Annotated in this window: 18 protein-coding genes and 1 riboswitch; of the genes, 9 read left to right on the forward strand and 9 right to left on the reverse strand. The window is 69.4% G+C overall.

Going from position 1 to position 14,536, the window contains the following annotated elements; genetic code table 11:
• The 4 genes from AB0H88_RS13660 to AB0H88_RS13675 all read right to left on the reverse strand — a co-directional run bounded on the left by AB0H88_RS13660 (position 1) and on the right by AB0H88_RS13675 (position 3,228).
• On the reverse strand, positions 1–843 hold the full coding sequence (locus AB0H88_RS13660; protein WP_357644018.1) for a glutamate ABC transporter substrate-binding protein: 843 nt from the start codon (positions 841–843) through the stop codon (positions 1–3).
• Between the two features lie 9 nt (positions 844–852).
• Positions 853–1,596, reverse strand: coding sequence for an amino acid ABC transporter ATP-binding protein (locus AB0H88_RS13665; protein ID WP_357644020.1), 744 nt, complete (start codon positions 1,594–1,596; stop codon positions 853–855).
• A 112-nt stretch (positions 1,597–1,708) separates the two neighbouring features.
• Positions 1,709–2,545, reverse strand: a complete 837-nt coding sequence (locus AB0H88_RS13670) for a glutamate ABC transporter substrate-binding protein (protein ID WP_357644022.1) — start codon at positions 2,543–2,545, stop codon at positions 1,709–1,711.
• Complete coding sequence (locus AB0H88_RS13675; RefSeq protein WP_357644025.1) at positions 2,542–3,228, reverse strand: response regulator; 687 nt, start codon at positions 3,226–3,228, stop codon at positions 2,542–2,544. The genes AB0H88_RS13670 and AB0H88_RS13675 overlap by 4 nt, the downstream gene beginning before the upstream one ends.
• 169 nt (positions 3,229–3,397) lie before the next feature.
• On the opposite strand from AB0H88_RS13675, the gene AB0H88_RS13680 reads away from it, so the two are divergent.
• Complete coding sequence (locus tag AB0H88_RS13680; protein WP_357644027.1) at positions 3,398–6,358, forward strand: response regulator; 2,961 nt, start codon at positions 3,398–3,400, stop codon at positions 6,356–6,358.
• Between the two features lie 63 nt (positions 6,359–6,421).
• On the opposite strand, the gene AB0H88_RS13685 is transcribed toward AB0H88_RS13680, so the two are convergent.
• Positions 6,422–6,709 (reverse strand): hypothetical protein, encoded by a 288-nt coding sequence (locus AB0H88_RS13685; RefSeq protein ID WP_357644029.1) that lies wholly within the window; start codon positions 6,707–6,709, stop codon positions 6,422–6,424.
• A 55-nt stretch (positions 6,710–6,764) separates the two neighbouring features.
• Between AB0H88_RS13685 and AB0H88_RS13690 the strand changes: the two genes are divergently transcribed.
• The 3 genes from AB0H88_RS13690 to AB0H88_RS13700 are packed head-to-tail and all read left to right on the forward strand — an operon-like array spanning position 6,765 to position 8,320.
• The gene (locus AB0H88_RS13690; protein ID WP_357644031.1) at positions 6,765–7,115 is read left to right on the forward strand and encodes a hypothetical protein; all 351 of its coding nucleotides are present in this window, start codon (positions 6,765–6,767) and stop codon (positions 7,113–7,115) included.
• A complete protein-coding gene (locus AB0H88_RS13695) occupies positions 7,115–7,993 on the forward strand; it encodes a hypothetical protein (protein WP_357644033.1) in 879 nt (292 codons plus the stop codon). The genes AB0H88_RS13690 and AB0H88_RS13695 overlap by 1 nt, the downstream gene beginning before the upstream one ends.
• A gap of 9 nt (positions 7,994–8,002) precedes the next feature.
• Positions 8,003–8,320, forward strand: a complete 318-nt coding sequence (locus AB0H88_RS13700; RefSeq protein ID WP_357644034.1) for a YbaB/EbfC family nucleoid-associated protein — start codon at positions 8,003–8,005, stop codon at positions 8,318–8,320.
• A 29-nt stretch (positions 8,321–8,349) separates the two neighbouring features.
• Here the strand turns inward: AB0H88_RS13700 and AB0H88_RS13705 are convergent, their stop codons facing one another.
• Positions 8,350–8,736, reverse strand: a complete 387-nt coding sequence (locus AB0H88_RS13705; protein ID WP_357644036.1) for a nuclear transport factor 2 family protein — start codon at positions 8,734–8,736, stop codon at positions 8,350–8,352.
• A gap of 2 nt (positions 8,737–8,738) precedes the next feature.
• On the reverse strand, positions 8,739–9,551 hold the full coding sequence (locus tag AB0H88_RS13710; RefSeq protein WP_357644038.1) for a glucose 1-dehydrogenase: 813 nt from the start codon (positions 9,549–9,551) through the stop codon (positions 8,739–8,741).
• Between the two features lie 67 nt (positions 9,552–9,618).
• Between AB0H88_RS13710 and AB0H88_RS13715 the strand changes: the two genes are divergently transcribed.
• From AB0H88_RS13715 to AB0H88_RS13735, 5 genes are all read left to right on the forward strand, one after another.
• Positions 9,619–10,047, forward strand: a complete 429-nt coding sequence (locus AB0H88_RS13715) for a MarR family winged helix-turn-helix transcriptional regulator (protein ID WP_357644040.1) — start codon at positions 9,619–9,621, stop codon at positions 10,045–10,047.
• 70 nt (positions 10,048–10,117) lie between these two features.
• On the forward strand, positions 10,118–10,975 hold the full coding sequence (locus AB0H88_RS13720) for an aldo/keto reductase (protein WP_357644042.1): 858 nt from the start codon (positions 10,118–10,120) through the stop codon (positions 10,973–10,975).
• 203 nt (positions 10,976–11,178) lie between these two features.
• On the forward strand, positions 11,179–11,379 hold the full coding sequence (locus AB0H88_RS13725) for a DUF5302 domain-containing protein (RefSeq protein WP_357644044.1): 201 nt from the start codon (positions 11,179–11,181) through the stop codon (positions 11,377–11,379).
• Between the two features lie 164 nt (positions 11,380–11,543).
• Positions 11,544–11,679, forward strand: a riboswitch (cyclic di-AMP (ydaO/yuaA leader).
• 182 nt (positions 11,680–11,861) lie between these two features.
• The gene (locus AB0H88_RS13730) at positions 11,862–12,641 is read left to right on the forward strand and encodes a hypothetical protein (protein ID WP_357644046.1); all 780 of its coding nucleotides are present in this window, start codon (positions 11,862–11,864) and stop codon (positions 12,639–12,641) included.
• Between the two features lie 125 nt (positions 12,642–12,766).
• The gene (locus AB0H88_RS13735) at positions 12,767–13,612 is read left to right on the forward strand and encodes an alpha/beta hydrolase (protein ID WP_357644048.1); all 846 of its coding nucleotides are present in this window, start codon (positions 12,767–12,769) and stop codon (positions 13,610–13,612) included.
• 152 nt (positions 13,613–13,764) lie between these two features.
• On the opposite strand, the gene AB0H88_RS13740 is transcribed toward AB0H88_RS13735, so the two are convergent.
• Positions 13,765–14,136: a hypothetical protein gene (locus AB0H88_RS13740; RefSeq protein ID WP_357644050.1), complete on the reverse strand. Its 372-nt coding sequence runs from the start codon at positions 14,134–14,136 to the stop codon at positions 13,765–13,767.
• A gap of 18 nt (positions 14,137–14,154) precedes the next feature.
• A complete protein-coding gene (locus tag AB0H88_RS13745) occupies positions 14,155–14,529 on the reverse strand; it encodes a roadblock/LC7 domain-containing protein (protein WP_225292286.1) in 375 nt (124 codons plus the stop codon).
• Positions 14,530–14,536: the final 7 nt, after the last annotated feature.

Here is a 14,536-nt window from a genome sequence, read left to right on the forward strand (position 1 = left end):
TCAGTACTGCTCCAGCTTCGGGGCCTCCGGCACGGTGAAGCCGGCTCCGCCGAAGCTGCTCTCCAGCGCCTTCTTCCAGCTACCGTCGGCGAACATCGTGCTCAGCGCCTCGTTGACGGCCTTGCGGCCCGCCGAGTCGTCCTTCTTGAGCCCGATGCCATACTTCTCCGTGCTGAACGGCTTGCCGACCAGCTTGAGCTTGCCGGTGTGCTGGGCGGCGTACCCGGCGAGGATCACGTTGTCCGTGGTGATCGCGTCGAGCTGGCCGCCGAGCACCCGGTCCACGCACGCGGAGTAGGTCCGCTCCTCCTGCAACTGCACCTGCTTGGCGTAGCTCTCCTTGACCTTCTGCGCCGGGGTCGAGCCGGCGACCGAGCACAGCTTCTTGCCGTTCAGCGTGTCGGGCCCGGTCAGCGCCGTGTCGTCCGCCCTGACCAGCAGGTCCTGACCGGCTACGAAGTACGGCCCGGCGAAGGAGACCTTCTGCTTGCGCGCGTCGGTGATGGAGTACGTCGCCACCACCATGTCCACCTGGCCCTGCTGCAGGAACGCCTCCCGGTTGGCCGACACCGTCTCCTTGAACGTGATGTCCTTGGCCTCGACGCCGAGCGACTTGGCCACGTACTTGGCGATCTCGATGTCGAACCCGGAGAAGCCGCCGTCCGGCGTCCGCAGGCCGAGCCCCGGCTGGTCGGCCTTCACCCCGATGACCAGCTTCTTGTCGTTCTTGGCCTTGTCCACGACCGAGTCGTAGGTGTCCTGGCCGCCGCCGCCGCCGCAGGCAGTGGCGGTGGCGGTCAGGGCGACGACGGCGAACACCGCGTAAAGGGATCTTCCAAACATGACGCGTCCTTAGTGAGTGAGGATCTTGGCGAGGAACGACTTGGCACGCTCGCTACACGGGGTGCCGAAGAAGTCGTCGGGGGCGTTCTGCTCGACGATCTCGCCGTCGGCCATGAACACCACGCGGTCCGCGGCCCGGCGGGCGAAGCCCATCTCGTGCGTGACGACGACCATGGTCATGCCCTCGCGGGCCAGCGCCGTCATCACCTCGAGCACCTCGTTGACCATCTCCGGGTCGAGCGCCGAGGTGGGCTCGTCGAACAGGAGCACTTTCGGTTCCATGGCCAGCGCGCGGGCGATCGCGACGCGCTGCTGCTGGCCACCTGACAACTGCGCGGGGAACTTGCCCGCCTGGCCGCCGATGCCGACGCGCTCCAGCAACTCGTACGCCTTCTTCTCGGCGTCCGCCCTGCTCTTCTTCAGCACGTGGACCTGCCCGAGCACGACGTTCTCCAGGACCGTCTTGTGCGCGAAGAGGTTGAACGACTGGAACACCATGCCGACCTCGGCCCGCAACCGGGCCAGTTGCCGCCCCTCCTCGGGAAGTGGCGTGCCGTCGATCGTGATGGTGCCGGAGTCGATGGTCTCCAGCCGGTTGATCGCGCGGCACAGGGTGGACTTGCCGGCGCCCGATGGGCCGATGATCACCACGACCTCGCCCCGCCGTACGCTCAGCTCGACGTCCCTGAGCACGTGATGATCGCCGAAGCGCTTGTTGACCTGGTCGAGGACGACCAGCCCCTGATCGGACACGGGTGATGCTCCTTCCGTCCGCGTTGGCGCAACGGTAGGAGCGGCTTGTGTCACGCAGAGGGTTGTGCGCGTTCTGCTCAGTGATTGACCGGCGTCAGTGATTGACCGGCCGTCAGTGAGTGACGGGCGGCTTGGCCTGTGCGGCGGTCGCGCCGGACAGGCCGATGGTGTCCCTGAACGCCCGATCCCACCGGCCGTCGCGCAGGCAGCGTCCGATCAGCCCGCTGAGGTAGTCGCGGAACACCACGTCCTCCTTGCGGACGCCCATGCCGTACGGTTCGCGGCCGAACGGCCGGCTGACCAGCCTGAGGGCGTCCGGCCGCCGGTTCACCAGGCCGAGCAGGATCGTGTCGTCGGTGCTGATGGCGTCGATGCGGCCGGCTGTGAGGGCGGGCACGCATTCGCTGGAGTTGTCGACCACCACCAGCCGGGCGCCGGGCACGCGCTCCCGCAGCCGGTCCAGGGAAGTGGAGCGGGTGGTCGTGCACACCGCCCGGCCGTCGAGGTCCGCCACGTCGTCGATGCGCTTGTCCCCGGCTCTGACCAGCACGTCCTGCCCGGCTTGGTAATAGGGCTCGGTGAAACCGACGACCTGGCTCCTGGCCGGGGTGATGGAGTACGTCGCAATGACGATGTCCACCACCCCCTGCCGCAGGAAGTCCTCGCGCTGGACCGGCAGGGTCTCGACGAAGCGGACGTTGCGCTCACTGCCGGTCAGGTCCTTGGCGACCATCCTGGCCATCTCCGCGTCGAACCCAGTGATCCGCCCGCTGCCCGGGTCCTTGAACCCGAACAGCGGGTAGTCGAACTTGATCCCCACCGTGAGCAGGCCGTTTCGCTGGACGCGAGCCATGGTGGAGCCCTCGGGGAACGCGGGCTCTCCGGAGGAACCGCAGGCCGCCAGTGCCAGGCAGGCGAGTACGGCGAGCAGCGCCCTGACCGGCTTCACCGCACCCAGTACCGGTGCTGCGGGCGGCCCGTCGGTCCGTACCTCAGCCTGGCCTCGACCTGTCCCCGCTCGACCAGGTGTTCCAGGTAGCGGCGGGCGGTCGCCCTGCTGACGCCGATGACCTCGGCCAGTTCGTGCGCCGACAGGTCGTCCTGGACGGCGGCCAGCCCGTCGAGCACCGCCTGCTCGGTCGCCGCCGAGATGCTCTTCGCCCGAGGAGACGCGTCCAGATGCAGCGAGCGGAAGATCCGGTCGATCTCCTGCTGCTCGACGAACCTGCCGCCCGAGCCCAACTGCTCGACCGTCGCCGCGTACCGCAGCAACGTCTGCTCCAGAATCCCGGCCCTGGTCGGCTTGACCAGGTAGTGCAGGGCGCCGCGCTGCATGGCCGCGCGCACCGCGGCCGACTCCCTATGGCCGGAGATCACGATCACGTCGGTGGGCGGCTGGTCCGGGCGCCGCAGCCGGTGCGCGACCTCCAGCCCGGGCAGGTCGGGCAGGTGCAGGTCCAGCAGCACCAGCCGCGGCGCGAACCGGTGGGCGGCGGCGAGCGCCACCTGTCCGGTGTGCGCGATCCCCACCACCTTGAACCCGGAGACACGGTTCACCTGGGCGTGCAGCGCGGCGGTCACGACCGGGTCGTCGTCCACGATGAGAACGGTGATGTCCGCCGCTCCAGGCATCGCCACACTCCTAGCTCGACTGTGACCGACGCGGGCATCTTAGGGACGTCGTGTTACAACCAATCGCCTTCTGCTCCTTTTGCTCAGTGCGGGGCTTCGCCCCAAGCTCTTCCCTCCTACTGTGTGATGCGTGTCAGCGGCTGGTGAGCCGTGGGGGAGGTGATCACTGGTGAGAGAGCGCGGATGGCTCCTGGCAGTGACAGCGCTGTGGATTCTGCTCGGCCTGCTCCCGCTGGCGCTGCTGACCTCGTCCAGCATCACGCTGTCGGCGGAGGCGGTCGGTGACGAGGTCGGCGACCGGGTGCGAACCACCGCCTCGGTCAGCCGGGTCGTGGTGGAGCAGCAGTTGGGCTCGCTCAAGCAACTCGTCAGCGCGTATGCCCAGCGGCCCGCGGTGCGCGCCGTGGTGACCTCCGGAAAGCCGGTGAGCCGCGACACGATAATCGGGTTCCGCGAGGAACTGGGCAGGATGCGCGCCGGAGTCGGCGGCGTGATCGTGATCGGGCTCCGGGGCGACATCGCCGGCGCCGAGCCGACGAGCGTGCTGCCTCAGGACGTCAGCAGCACCGACTGGTACGTCGCCGTCCGCGATCGCCTGCGGCCCTACATCTCCCAGGCGTACACGCCCACGATGCGTGGCGTGTCGAGGGCCGTCGCCGCGGCCGCCGTGATCCCGAGCGCCGACGGCAAGAGCGTGCTGGGCGTCCTGGCCGTCGTCTACAGCCTGGACGCCATCCAGGACTTCGCCTCGCAGGCCGCCGAGGCGCAAGGGATCCGCCTGCTCATCACCGACCAGTCGGGTGTGCTCGTGGCCGACCCCGGCAGGAAGCTCTACGCCCTCACCTCCCTGCGCGAGGACCCCAGGGTGGACGCGGCGCTGGCCGGTCGTACCCTCTTCACCACCCACCAGGACGCCGACGGGAAGGTGCTGTCGGCGTCGGAGCCCATCCCCGACGTCGGCTGGACGGTCACCGCCGAGGTGCCCGCCGACGCGGCGCTCGCCGCGGCCGAGCAGCTCCGGGTACGGGTGCTGGCGATCGCCGCCGTCCTGGCGTTGCTGATCCTCATCGGGCTGGCCCTGCAGATCCACACCACGCGCGGCCGGCGCCGGGCGCAGCGGACGCTCGCCCGGTACGCGGCCGAACTGGCCGTCGCCCGGGACGAGGCGGTGAGCGCGTCCGGCGCCAAGTCCGAGTTCCTGGCCAAGATCAGCCACGAGATCCGCACCCCGATCAACGGCGTCCTCGGCATGAACTCCCTGCTGCTGGAGACCCGGCTCGACGGTGAGCAGCGCCACTACGCGAGCACGGCGCAGAAGTCCGCGCGGAGCCTGCTCCGGCTGCTCGACGACTTCCTCGACCTGTCGAAGATCGAGGCGGGGCATCTGGAGGTGGAGTCGGTGCCGTTCGACCTGCTCCGGCTCTGCGACGAGGTGGTGGCCCCGTTCGCGCCGCACGCCTACCAGCAGGGGCTCTGGCTGACCTCGCGGCTCGGCGACAGCCTGCCGCAACAGGTGCTCGGCGATCCGGTACGTCTCGGGCAGGTGCTCACCAACGTCGTGGGCAACGCGCTGAAGTTCACCGTCCAGGGCGGCGTCGACCTGGAGGTGACCCTCGACGAAGGCGGTCCCGGCGACGCCCGGGTCACGCTGCGGTTCACGGTGACCGACACCGGTGTGGGCGTCGGGCAGGGCGACCTGGAGCGGGTCTTCGGCATCTTCCGCCAGGTCGACTCCCCGATCACCCGGCGGACCGGCGGGAGCGGCCTCGGCCTGGCCATCAGCAGGCAGCTCACCGAGCTGATGGGCGGTGAGATCGGGCTGGACAGCGTCGAGGGGGTGGGGAGCCGGTTCTGGGTGACGCTGCCGGTGGACGTACTGACGTGGTCGGCCCCGGCCGCGCCCGCGCTGCGCGGACGGCGGGTGCTCGTCGCCGACGCCCGGCCGGAGGACCTCGCGCTGGCCGGGCGCATCCTGGACGATGCCGGTCTGGTGGTGGAGACGGCGTCCGACGGCCCGGCCGCCCTGGCCGCCCTGCGGGCCGCCGCCGCGGCGGGACGTCCGTTCGACCTGGCGGTCATCGACCTCGACCTCGATTTCGCGTTGGCCGACGGGGTGCTGGGCGATCCGCTGTTCCGAGACGCTGGTGTCGTCGTGCTCGTCACACCGGGGCGCCCAGGGCGCGTCTGGCCGATCTCGGTGGCCGAGCGGACCGTGCAGTCGATGACCCGGCCGCTCAGCCGCCGCCGGCTACTGGCCGCCGTGGAGAACGCGCTGACCTTCGCGCAGGGCGCCGGGCTGGGTTCCGTGCCTGCCTCCGCGCAGGGCGTCGCGCAGGAGCCCGCCGCTCTCCCCGTGCAGGGTTCCGCGTCCGTACTCGCACAGGGCGTTGCGCTGGGTCCTGCGCTGGGTCCTGCGGTCGGTTCGGAGGGAACACCGGATGTGCCGGTCGGCGGCGCCGCATCGGCGCGGATCCTGGTGGCCGAGGACGACGAGGTGAGTCGCCAGGTGGCCGAGCTGGTCCTGCGGAGGGCGGGCCACCACGTCGACTCCGTCGCCGACGGGAAGCAGGCCGTGGCGGCGGTGCTCTTGGTCGGGTACGACCTGGTCTTCATGGACTGCCAGTTGCCGGTGCTCGACGGCCTGGCCGCGACCGCCGAGATCAGGCGGCGCGAGGAGCCGCGTACGCCGATCATCGCGATGACCGCCGCCGCGATGCCGGACGACCGGCTCCGTTGCCTGGCGGCGGGCATGGACGACCACCTGGCCAAGCCGGTGGACTGGCAGTACGTCGTGACCCAGGTGCCGCTGTGGGCCGCCATGTCAAAGGCCCCGCCGGAGCTGGCGGGACTGTCGCCGGGGGAGATCGCGGAGATCGCCGAGGTGTTCCTCTCGACGGCCATGGCGATCTATGGCGAGCTCCGCCAAGCCGAACGCGGTCAAGACCTGGCCCGGGTGGCCGCGCTCGCGCACCGGTTGAAGGGTAGCTGCGCGACCGTCGGGCTCACCGAGGCGGCCGAGGTGTGCGAACGGGTCGAGGTGTCGGCCATGCGCGGGGTCACCGAACGGGAATCGGTCGATCGGCTGGGCGGCTTGTTGCGCGAGCTGCCGAATTGGATGTCAGTAAATTAACCCTGGCGACGGATTTATTAACGTATGAGTAATTTTCCGTCACTAGCGTGCCTATGTCATGAATTAACGTATTTGTAATGGGGGAAGGTAAATGGCGGATTCGACCGAGGAGCCCAGTCCCACGGGCACCCCCACCCCCACCCCCACTCCGTCGGACACTCCCACCGCGACACCCACGCCAACGGACACCCCGACACCCACGGATACACCCACCCCGACCCCGACCCCGACCCCGTCGGACACGGCGACCCCGACTCCATCGGACACCCCTTCCCCGTCGGGCACTCCCACGCCGTCGAGCCCGCCGTCCAGCACCCCTCCGGACGCGTCGGCCCCTACGCCGACGCCCACCCCCTCCTACACCCTGACCCCGACGACCGGCCGGCCGCCAGGCGCGTCGGGCCAGGTGCAGATCGACTGGAACTCCATTCGAGAGCTGGCCGGACTCTTCGACAAGCTGGGCGACGACGTCGTGGAGCGCCGGCTGAACTCCTGGAAGCTGGGAACCACCTCCGGCCTCGTCGGCGGCGACGAGGAGGGCATCGATTGGGCCGAGTGGTATCACGCCGGTTACCTGGCCCTGACCCATCACATGGACGCCATAGCCGAGAGGAATTTCACGGCGGCCGGCAATCTGCGCAGCCTCGAGAAACTCTGGGATTACCTGGAGCGGGACATCATCGCGTCCCTGCCCGCGGCCCTGGACCTCCCCGACGCGCCGATCCCCGTGACGCCGCCGGCCAAGGAAGGTGCCTGATGTTCGATCCGTTCCAGGCGCTCGCTTGGTTCGCCGGCGTACACGTGCCCGTGGCCGACGTGTCCAACCTGCGGACGCGCGCGACGGAGTTGCGCGCGTTCGCCAAGGCGATCGGCACGCTCGCGCAGCACACGGAGAGCGGGGTCGCGGGTGTGCTCAAGACGAACGACAGCCGGTCGGTCGACCGCTTCGCGGACGTGTGGCCCGACCAGCTCGCCCCTCGCTACGCCGCCATGGGGGCGGCGCTGAACGAGCTGGCCGACGGCTGCGACGACTACGCCGACGCGGTGGAGGAACACCGGGATCAGCTCAAGATCATCGGTACCCAGCTGGCCGCCATGGCGTTCACCTTGATGTTCGGCTATCTCTACCCGGCGGCCAGGATCGCGGCCGAGGGCGTGTTCAAGTGGCTGGTGGCGCGGGCCAGGCTGGAGAAGACGATCTTCCAGAAGCTGATGAAGACGATCCTGGCCGCGAAGGCGGGCAAGTTCAACGTGGGCACGTACGCGGTACGTGAAGGGCTCGACGCCGTGGCCGACTCGCTCGTGTGGGCCACGGTGAAGACCGGCGTGCACGCGGCCAGCTCCGCCGCCACCGGCCAGCCGATGGGCAACCTGTGGGAGTACGCGGGCAAGCACTTCGTCGCCGAACTGGCCTATGACGGCGGCATCAAGGCCCTGCGCGACGTACGCAAGTTCATCCCGGCCACGAGGTTCACCGAGACCATGCTCGGCACCGGTCCCATGGGCAACTTCTTCCGGCGGACCACGTCGGCGGCGACCCTCTACGCGCTGGTCGCCAACGGGGACATGTCCGTCCAAGGGTCGCTCCGATCCGCTTTGGCGCACGCCCCCCGGGCGTTCATCCTCCACCGATAAGGAGCCGGCATGACCATACCCAGGAGCGGCGATCCGGAGATCGACCGGGCGCTGGCGCAGCTAGCGGCACAGACGGCTCAGTTCGAGGAGGTGGGGCGCCGGCTGGAGTCGGCCAGGGGTCGCGGTGTGGCGGCAGATGGGCAGGTGGCGGTCGAGGTCCTGCCCAGCGGCGGGCTGGCGAGCGTGCACATCGCGCCGCGAGCGATGCGGCTGGGCTCCGAGGCGCTGTCCGAGGCCCTCATGGAGGCGGCCCGGCAGGCCGAGGAGGACGTGACCGCCCAGACCTTCACCGCCACCCAGGCCCTCTTCGAGGAGCCCGGCCGCTGACGTCGAGCCCGGCCGCCGGTGTCGCGGGGTCAGGGACGTGCCGGTGGGGCCGCGATCGGGCTGTAGTGGAGGCCCGCCAGCAGGCGCCGGTCCCCGACCCTGACCGAGATCTGGGTGACGCGGAAGCGCCCGTCGGCCGGCGTGCCCTGGAACGCGGCGCGCTGCGCCAGCACGCCGATGGCCACCGCCGTGTCGCCGTACTCCCGTACGGTGACCTCCGCCCAGCTCATCTCGTGCGTGACCATGCCGCCCCCGCGGTAGCGGGCCAGCCACTGGTCCTTGTTCAGGATGAAGCCGAGCGGCCCCACGAGGGTGAAGTCGGGCACGGCGAGCGCGTCGAGCGCTTCGGCGTCGCCGCGGCGCTCGGCTTCCATCCACTGCCTGCTGAGTCCGTCGAGTCGCTGGTCGATGGTCATGGTCAGATCTCCTGTCTCTCCATGGGCCGGCCCTGGCGGTACACGCGCGGGGGCTTGCCGCCCGCCGCCTGCCCGCCGTCGATGGGCAGGGTCACTCCGGTGATGAACGACGACTGGTCGGAGCAGAGCCACACGACCGCCGCGGCCACCTCTTCTGACCGGCCGACGCGCCGCATGGGCGTCGACAGCCCGGCCAGGCGCTGCGCCTCCTCGCCCGCCGCCTCCAGGTGGTGGGTGAGGATCGGCCCGGGGGCGACAACGTTGACGCGGACGCCCTGGTCGGCGTAGTCGAGCGCGGCCACCTTCGTCAGGCCGATGATTCCGGCCTTGCCCGCCACGTACGCGCTCAGGTTCGCGTGGCCCTGGAGCCCGGCGAGCGAGGCCATGTTGACGATCGACCCGCCACCTGAGGCGAGCATGGCCGGAATCTGGTACTTCATGCCGAGGAAGGTGCCGCGCACGTTCGTGCGGATGCCCCGGTCGAACTCGTCGGGATCGATGTCGGCCAGCGGCGCGGGCATCGGCCCGTCGGTGGCGTTGTTGAAGGCCGCGTCCAGCCGGCCGAAGGTCTCCAGTGCCCGCTGGACCAGCCGCTCGCTCGACGCCGCGTCACCGACGTCGAGGGGCACGGCCAGCGCCTGTCCGCCGTCGAGGCGGATGTCCGCGGCGACCTGTTCGACCGTCTGTGTGTCGCGGGCGCCGAGCACCACGGCGGCGCCGGCCTGGGCCAGGGCGCGAGCAGTGACGGCGCCGATGCCGCGGCTGGCCCCCGCCACGACCGCGACCTTGCCACTGAGGGAAGGGTTTGGCTGCATGTCCTTGACGATAGATATCGAAGCATTAGATGTCAAACGATTAGATGTCACTGCTAAACTCGGCGGCATGATGCCACCCTTCCGGCCGCCGATCGGCCTGCTGCTCACCAGTACCGCCAGGACCGTGAGCCGGACCTTCGACGACGCGCTCGCCTCCGCCGGCGGGTCCGCCCCGGTGTGGCAGATCCTCATCTCGATCAAGTCCCGGCAGCTGGGCAACCAGCGCGAGCTCGCCGAGGCGGTGGGCATCCAGGGGGCGACGCTGACCCACCACCTCAACGCGATGGAGAGCGGCGGCCTGCTGACCCGCCGCCGGGATCCCGCCAACCGGCGCGTCCACGTGGTCGAGCTGACCGAGGAAGGGGAGCGGCTGTTCCACCGGCTGCGCGAGGTGGCGATGGCCTTCGACACCCGCCTGCGCGCGGGGCTCAGCGAGGAGCAGACCGCCTCGTTCGAGGAGATTCTCACCCAGCTGGCGCGGAACATCCGCGACTAGACAGGCGGCCAGACCGGGCTCAGCCTGCCCCGCGTCGACCTCACCTCCGCACCATGGGGAGGATGGGTTCATGAACACACGATCTATTGGCCATGCCCGTGTCGGCGCCATCGGGCTCGGCGCCATGCCCATGTCCGTCGCGGGTCACATGCCCGACGAAGCACAGTCGATCAAGACCATCCACGCGGCGCTCGACGCGGGAGTCACCCTCATCGACACCGCCGACGCCTACACGCCGTCGGCCGACCAGGTGGGTCACAACGAGCGGATCGTGGCCAAGGCCCTGGCGAGCTGGAGCGGCGACACCGGCGACGTACTCGTGGCCACCAAGGGCGGCCACACCCGCCTGCCGGACGGCGGCTGGCAGGTCAATGGCCGGCCGGACTACCTGGCCGAGGCGTGCGAGCGCTCCTTGAAGGCACTGGGAGTGGAGGCGATCGGGCTCTATCAGCATCACCGGCCCGACCCCGCCGTGCCGTACGAGGAGACGCTCGGCGGCCTGCGCGACCTGCTCGACGCGGGGAAGATCCGGATGGCGGGCATCTCCAACGCGAACCCGGAGCAGATCAGGCTCGCCCACGAGATCCTGGGCGGGCGGCTGGCCAGTGTGCAGAACGAGTACTCGCCGAAGTTCCGCTCCAGCGAGCCGGAGATCGACCTGTGCGAGGAGCTCGGGGTGGCGTTCCTGCCGTGGTCGCCGCTGGGCGGCATCAGCTCGGCGTCGGAGCTCGGTGGTAAGCACGCGGCGTTCGGCACGGTGGCGGCGGCGCGGGGCGTGTCGCCGCAGCAGGTCTGCCTCGCCTGGGAGCTGGCGCGCAGCCCGGTGATGATCCCCATCCCCGGGGCCAGCAGGCCGGAGAGCATCGTCGACTCGGTCGCCGCGGCCGACCTCGTCCTCACCGCCGAGGAGCTGTTCCTGCTTTCCTAGCTGAACGCTTTCCTCACTGAACGCTTTCCTCACTGAACGCTTTCCTGGCTCGACTTCAGGTGGCTGGGGCCGGCTGGTCGCCCTGATCGCCATGCCCGGGCACGGATCGACCGGGAAACCCCGCAGTCCAAGGTCGAGGCCAGTTTCGCGTCCTGAGCGCCGTCATGCGAAGCTGTCCTTGTCCCCAACACCAGGAGGTCCTCATGGCGGAAACACCGGAGCCGGAAGTCGACGAAACTCCCGAGGACGAGATGAAGCGCAAGTTCCGCGAGGCGCTGGAGCGCAAGCGTAACCAGCACGCCGACTCGAGCGCGGGTGGCAGGGGCAATGACCCTTCCAAGATTCACGGCGCTCACGGGCCCGCCGCCAGCAAGCGTTCTTTCAGGCGGAAGAGCGGCGGTTGACCTGGGCTTTTCTGGGGGTACGGCATGCCGTACCCCCTTTTTTCTTGACCTCCTAGGTAGATCTTCGCCCGTTTCATGGCCTTATGTTTGCCTTTGTCCGGTTTGGTATCTATAGTTCATGGAGTTACCAGCCGGTGACTTTGGGGCTTCAACAGGGGAGTACCAACCGGCAGGCGCCGAATCCCGCTCGCGGGAACCGGGGAACCAAACGTTCCTTAGGGGTGAATCCGACCACGGTCGGTAGGGCATCTCCACGTCCGAACCCGTCAGCTAACCCGGTAGGCGAGATGGAGAGGACACCTACCGCATGCGTAACCCCCGCGTAGTGCCGCCAGCCCGCGTGTTGTCATCCGCCGACTGACCGGCACCTTCCCCCCAGCTCTTCCCCGCTCCGCGTAGCGCCCGTTTGGCGTTTTGCCCGGCTACGCACACCTTTCGCGAGCGCAATCCCCTTGTTCCCGTATAAAGGACTTTGCTACTTCATGTCTGTTCGATCTGCCATGCTCACCGCCGCCGTAGTCGGTGCGATCTCCATCGGCGCAGGCACCGCCGCACACGCCGACACCGGCGGCGACAAGAAGGTCCTGCTCAAGGGCTCGACCACCGCGTCCTACTTCTGGGACGACTCCTCCGGCCGCGCCGGGGACACCGGACTGCCGGCCAGCGGCAAGCCCATGCAGAAGGGCCTCGCCGCCAGCCCGAGCTGGCCGCTCATGACCGAAGGCTACGTCGTCTACAAGGGCAAGAAGATGCCCTTCTTCGTCGGCGACCGCGGTCCGGGCGTGCCGTCCTCCAGCGGTGTCATGCTCGACCTCGACGCCAAGACCTTCGCCGCCCTGACCGGTGGCAGCTTCAACTCCAGCACGCTGGGTGTGGACGGCAACGGTGGCGCGGGCCACATCAAGATCCAGTACGTCATCACCAAGTGGGGTAGCGGCCCGGGCAAGAAGAACTACCCGCTGCCCTTCTCGACCGGTTCGTACGCCGTCGTGGACCGCAACCCCGCCAAGCCCCCGACGATCGTGGCCGAGGGCGACAAGCCCGCTTCGGTCAAGCCCGCTCCCGCCAAGGCTGTGCCGGTGGCCGCCAAGAAGGCCGACAAGGCCGGCGCTGTAGAAAAGGCCGGCGCCGTAGAAAAGGCTGAGAAGAAGGTTGTCGAGTCGAACGCCATCGGTGGCGCCGCCGCGGCGGTCGCGCTGGCGGTATTCGGCGGTGGCGTGACGGTCGGCCGCGACCGGATCCGCAAGCTCGTCCGGCGCTGACGGCCGTCAGATCCGAAGACGGTCTTGCTGACGGCCGTCAGATCCGGAGCCGACGATCTCGATGGTCGTCAGGTCCGGGGCTGGCGGTCTTTGCGTCCCGGGAAACAGAATGTCATTCTGACCTCGTGACCACGCTTGCAGCCGCCAACGGCATCGAGATCGCGTACGAGACCTTCGGCTCACCCGGCGGACGTCCCCTGCTCCTGATCATGGGGCTCGGCGCCCAGCTCATCCACTGGGACGACGAGCTCTGCGAGCTCCTGGCGGAACAGGGCCATCACGTCGTCAGATTCGACAACCGGGACGCCGGACTCTCCACACACCTGCACGACGAGGGCGTTCCCGCACTGGGAACGTCCTCTTCGTATCTGCTGGACGACATGGCCGACGACGCCGCCGGGCTGATGGACGCCCTCGGCTGGACCGCCGCCCATGTCGTGGGCGCCTCGATGGGCGGGATGATCGCCCAGACGCTCGCCATCCGGCACCCCGAGCGGGTGCTGACCCTCACCTCGATCATGTCGACACCCGGCCCGGACGTGGCCCCGCCCACGCCGGAGGCCAGCGCGGTGCTGCTCGCCGCGCCCCCCACCGATCGGGACGCCGTGCTCGCCCAGTCCTTGAAAACCTGGTCCGTGATCGGCTCGCCCGGCTTCGACCTGGACCGGGAACGCATCCTCCGGCTGTCCGGCCAGGCCTACGACCGGTGCTTCGACCCGCCGGGCACGACCCGGCAGCTGGCCGCCATCCTGGCCTCCGGCGACCGCACGGAGCGGCTCGGCACGCTGGGGGTGCCCGCCCTGGTCATCCACGGCGAGGCAGACGCGCTCGTCCCGGTCGCCGCCGGCCACGCGACGGCGGCGGCGATTCCGGGTGCCACGCTGCTGACGTTCCCCGGCATGGGCCACGACCTGCCTCGGCCGCTCTGGCCGGACATCGTCGGCGCCATCACCAAGCTCACCACGAGCTGACGCTCACCACGAGCTGACGCTCACCACGAGCTGACGCTCACCACGAGCTGACGCTCACCACGAGCTGACGCTCACCACGAGTTGACGTACCAGGGATCGGTGGAGGTCGGTGGCTCGTGTCCGCCGCGCCCGGACGCGAGCCACCGGATCTCTCAGATCTCCAGCTTCTCCTCGATACCGCGGAGCTGGTGCCGGGCGAGCGCCAGGTTGGCCCGCGCCCGGTCCAGGGCGAGATAGAGGAAGAGCCCCTTGCCGCCGCGGCCGGTGATCGGCCGGATGATGTGGTACTGGCCGCCGAGCGTGATCAGGATGTCCTCGATGGAGTCCTTGAGCCCCAGCGAGTCCATCGTGCGCAGCTTGGCCTTGACCACCTCCGTGTTCCCCGCCGCCGCGACCTGGAGATCCAGGTCCTTGGAGCCGCCGAGCGCCCCCAGCGCCATGCCGCTGCCATGATCGACGATCACCGCGCCCAGCGAGCCGTCGATCGTCATCATCTCCTTGAGAGAGACGTCCATGCTGGCCATGCCTTCCTCCGTTCAAGCTCAGTGAATCCGTGCTGAGATGGCGGCCACGCTGGCCGCCGTCTTGCGTCCCTCCAGCCGGAGCAGCCCGAGATTGGTGCCGGGCTCAGCCAGGACTGCGAGGACGATGGTGGGGCCCGCCGCGTAGAAGGCGGCGAAGCCGGCGGTGCCGGAGATGAGCGTCTCCTCCAGTACGCCCTGGCCCGTCATGATCGTCATTCGCCTGCTCAGCGCGAGCAGTGCCGCGGACAGCGCGGCGACCTGCTCGCCACTGCCGTCGGCGTTGTCGCAGGCGATGCTCATGCCGTCGACCGTGCAGGCGACGCTGCCGCTGATGTCCGGGGTGCGTTCGCGCAGGAGAACCATCTCCCTGAGCACCTCTTCACGCAGCTCCACCGGTGGC

This window comes from Nonomuraea sp. NPDC050680 (genome assembly GCF_040654555.1).
Lineage (GTDB): Bacteria > Actinomycetota > Actinomycetes > Streptosporangiales > Streptosporangiaceae > Nonomuraea.

Excerpts from the sequence above, each read along its gene's own strand:
- AB0H88_RS13675 (WP_357644025.1), bottom strand. The coding sequence starts at position 3,228 with ATGCCTGGAGCGGCGGACATCACCGTTCTCATCGTGGACGACGACCCG.
- AB0H88_RS13700 (WP_357644034.1), top strand. The coding sequence starts at position 8,003 with ATGACCATACCCAGGAGCGGCGATCCGGAGATCGACCGGGCGCTGGCG.
- AB0H88_RS13730 (WP_357644046.1), top strand. The coding sequence starts at position 11,862 with ATGTCTGTTCGATCTGCCATGCTCACCGCCGCCGTAGTCGGTGCGATC.
- AB0H88_RS13715 (WP_357644040.1), top strand. The coding sequence starts at position 9,619 with ATGATGCCACCCTTCCGGCCGCCGATCGGCCTGCTGCTCACCAGTACC.
- AB0H88_RS13695 (WP_357644033.1), top strand. The coding sequence starts at position 7,115 with ATGTTCGATCCGTTCCAGGCGCTCGCTTGGTTCGCCGGCGTACACGTG.
- AB0H88_RS13720 (WP_357644042.1), top strand. The coding sequence starts at position 10,118 with ATGAACACACGATCTATTGGCCATGCCCGTGTCGGCGCCATCGGGCTC.
- AB0H88_RS13725 (WP_357644044.1), top strand. The coding sequence starts at position 11,179 with ATGGCGGAAACACCGGAGCCGGAAGTCGACGAAACTCCCGAGGACGAG.
- AB0H88_RS13660 (WP_357644018.1), bottom strand. The coding sequence starts at position 843 with ATGTTTGGAAGATCCCTTTACGCGGTGTTCGCCGTCGTCGCCCTGACC.
- AB0H88_RS13740 (WP_357644050.1), bottom strand. The coding sequence starts at position 14,136 with ATGGCCAGCATGGACGTCTCTCTCAAGGAGATGATGACGATCGACGGC.
- AB0H88_RS13710 (WP_357644038.1), bottom strand. The coding sequence starts at position 9,551 with ATGCAGCCAAACCCTTCCCTCAGTGGCAAGGTCGCGGTCGTGGCGGGG.
- AB0H88_RS13705 (WP_357644036.1), bottom strand. The coding sequence starts at position 8,736 with ATGACCATCGACCAGCGACTCGACGGACTCAGCAGGCAGTGGATGGAA.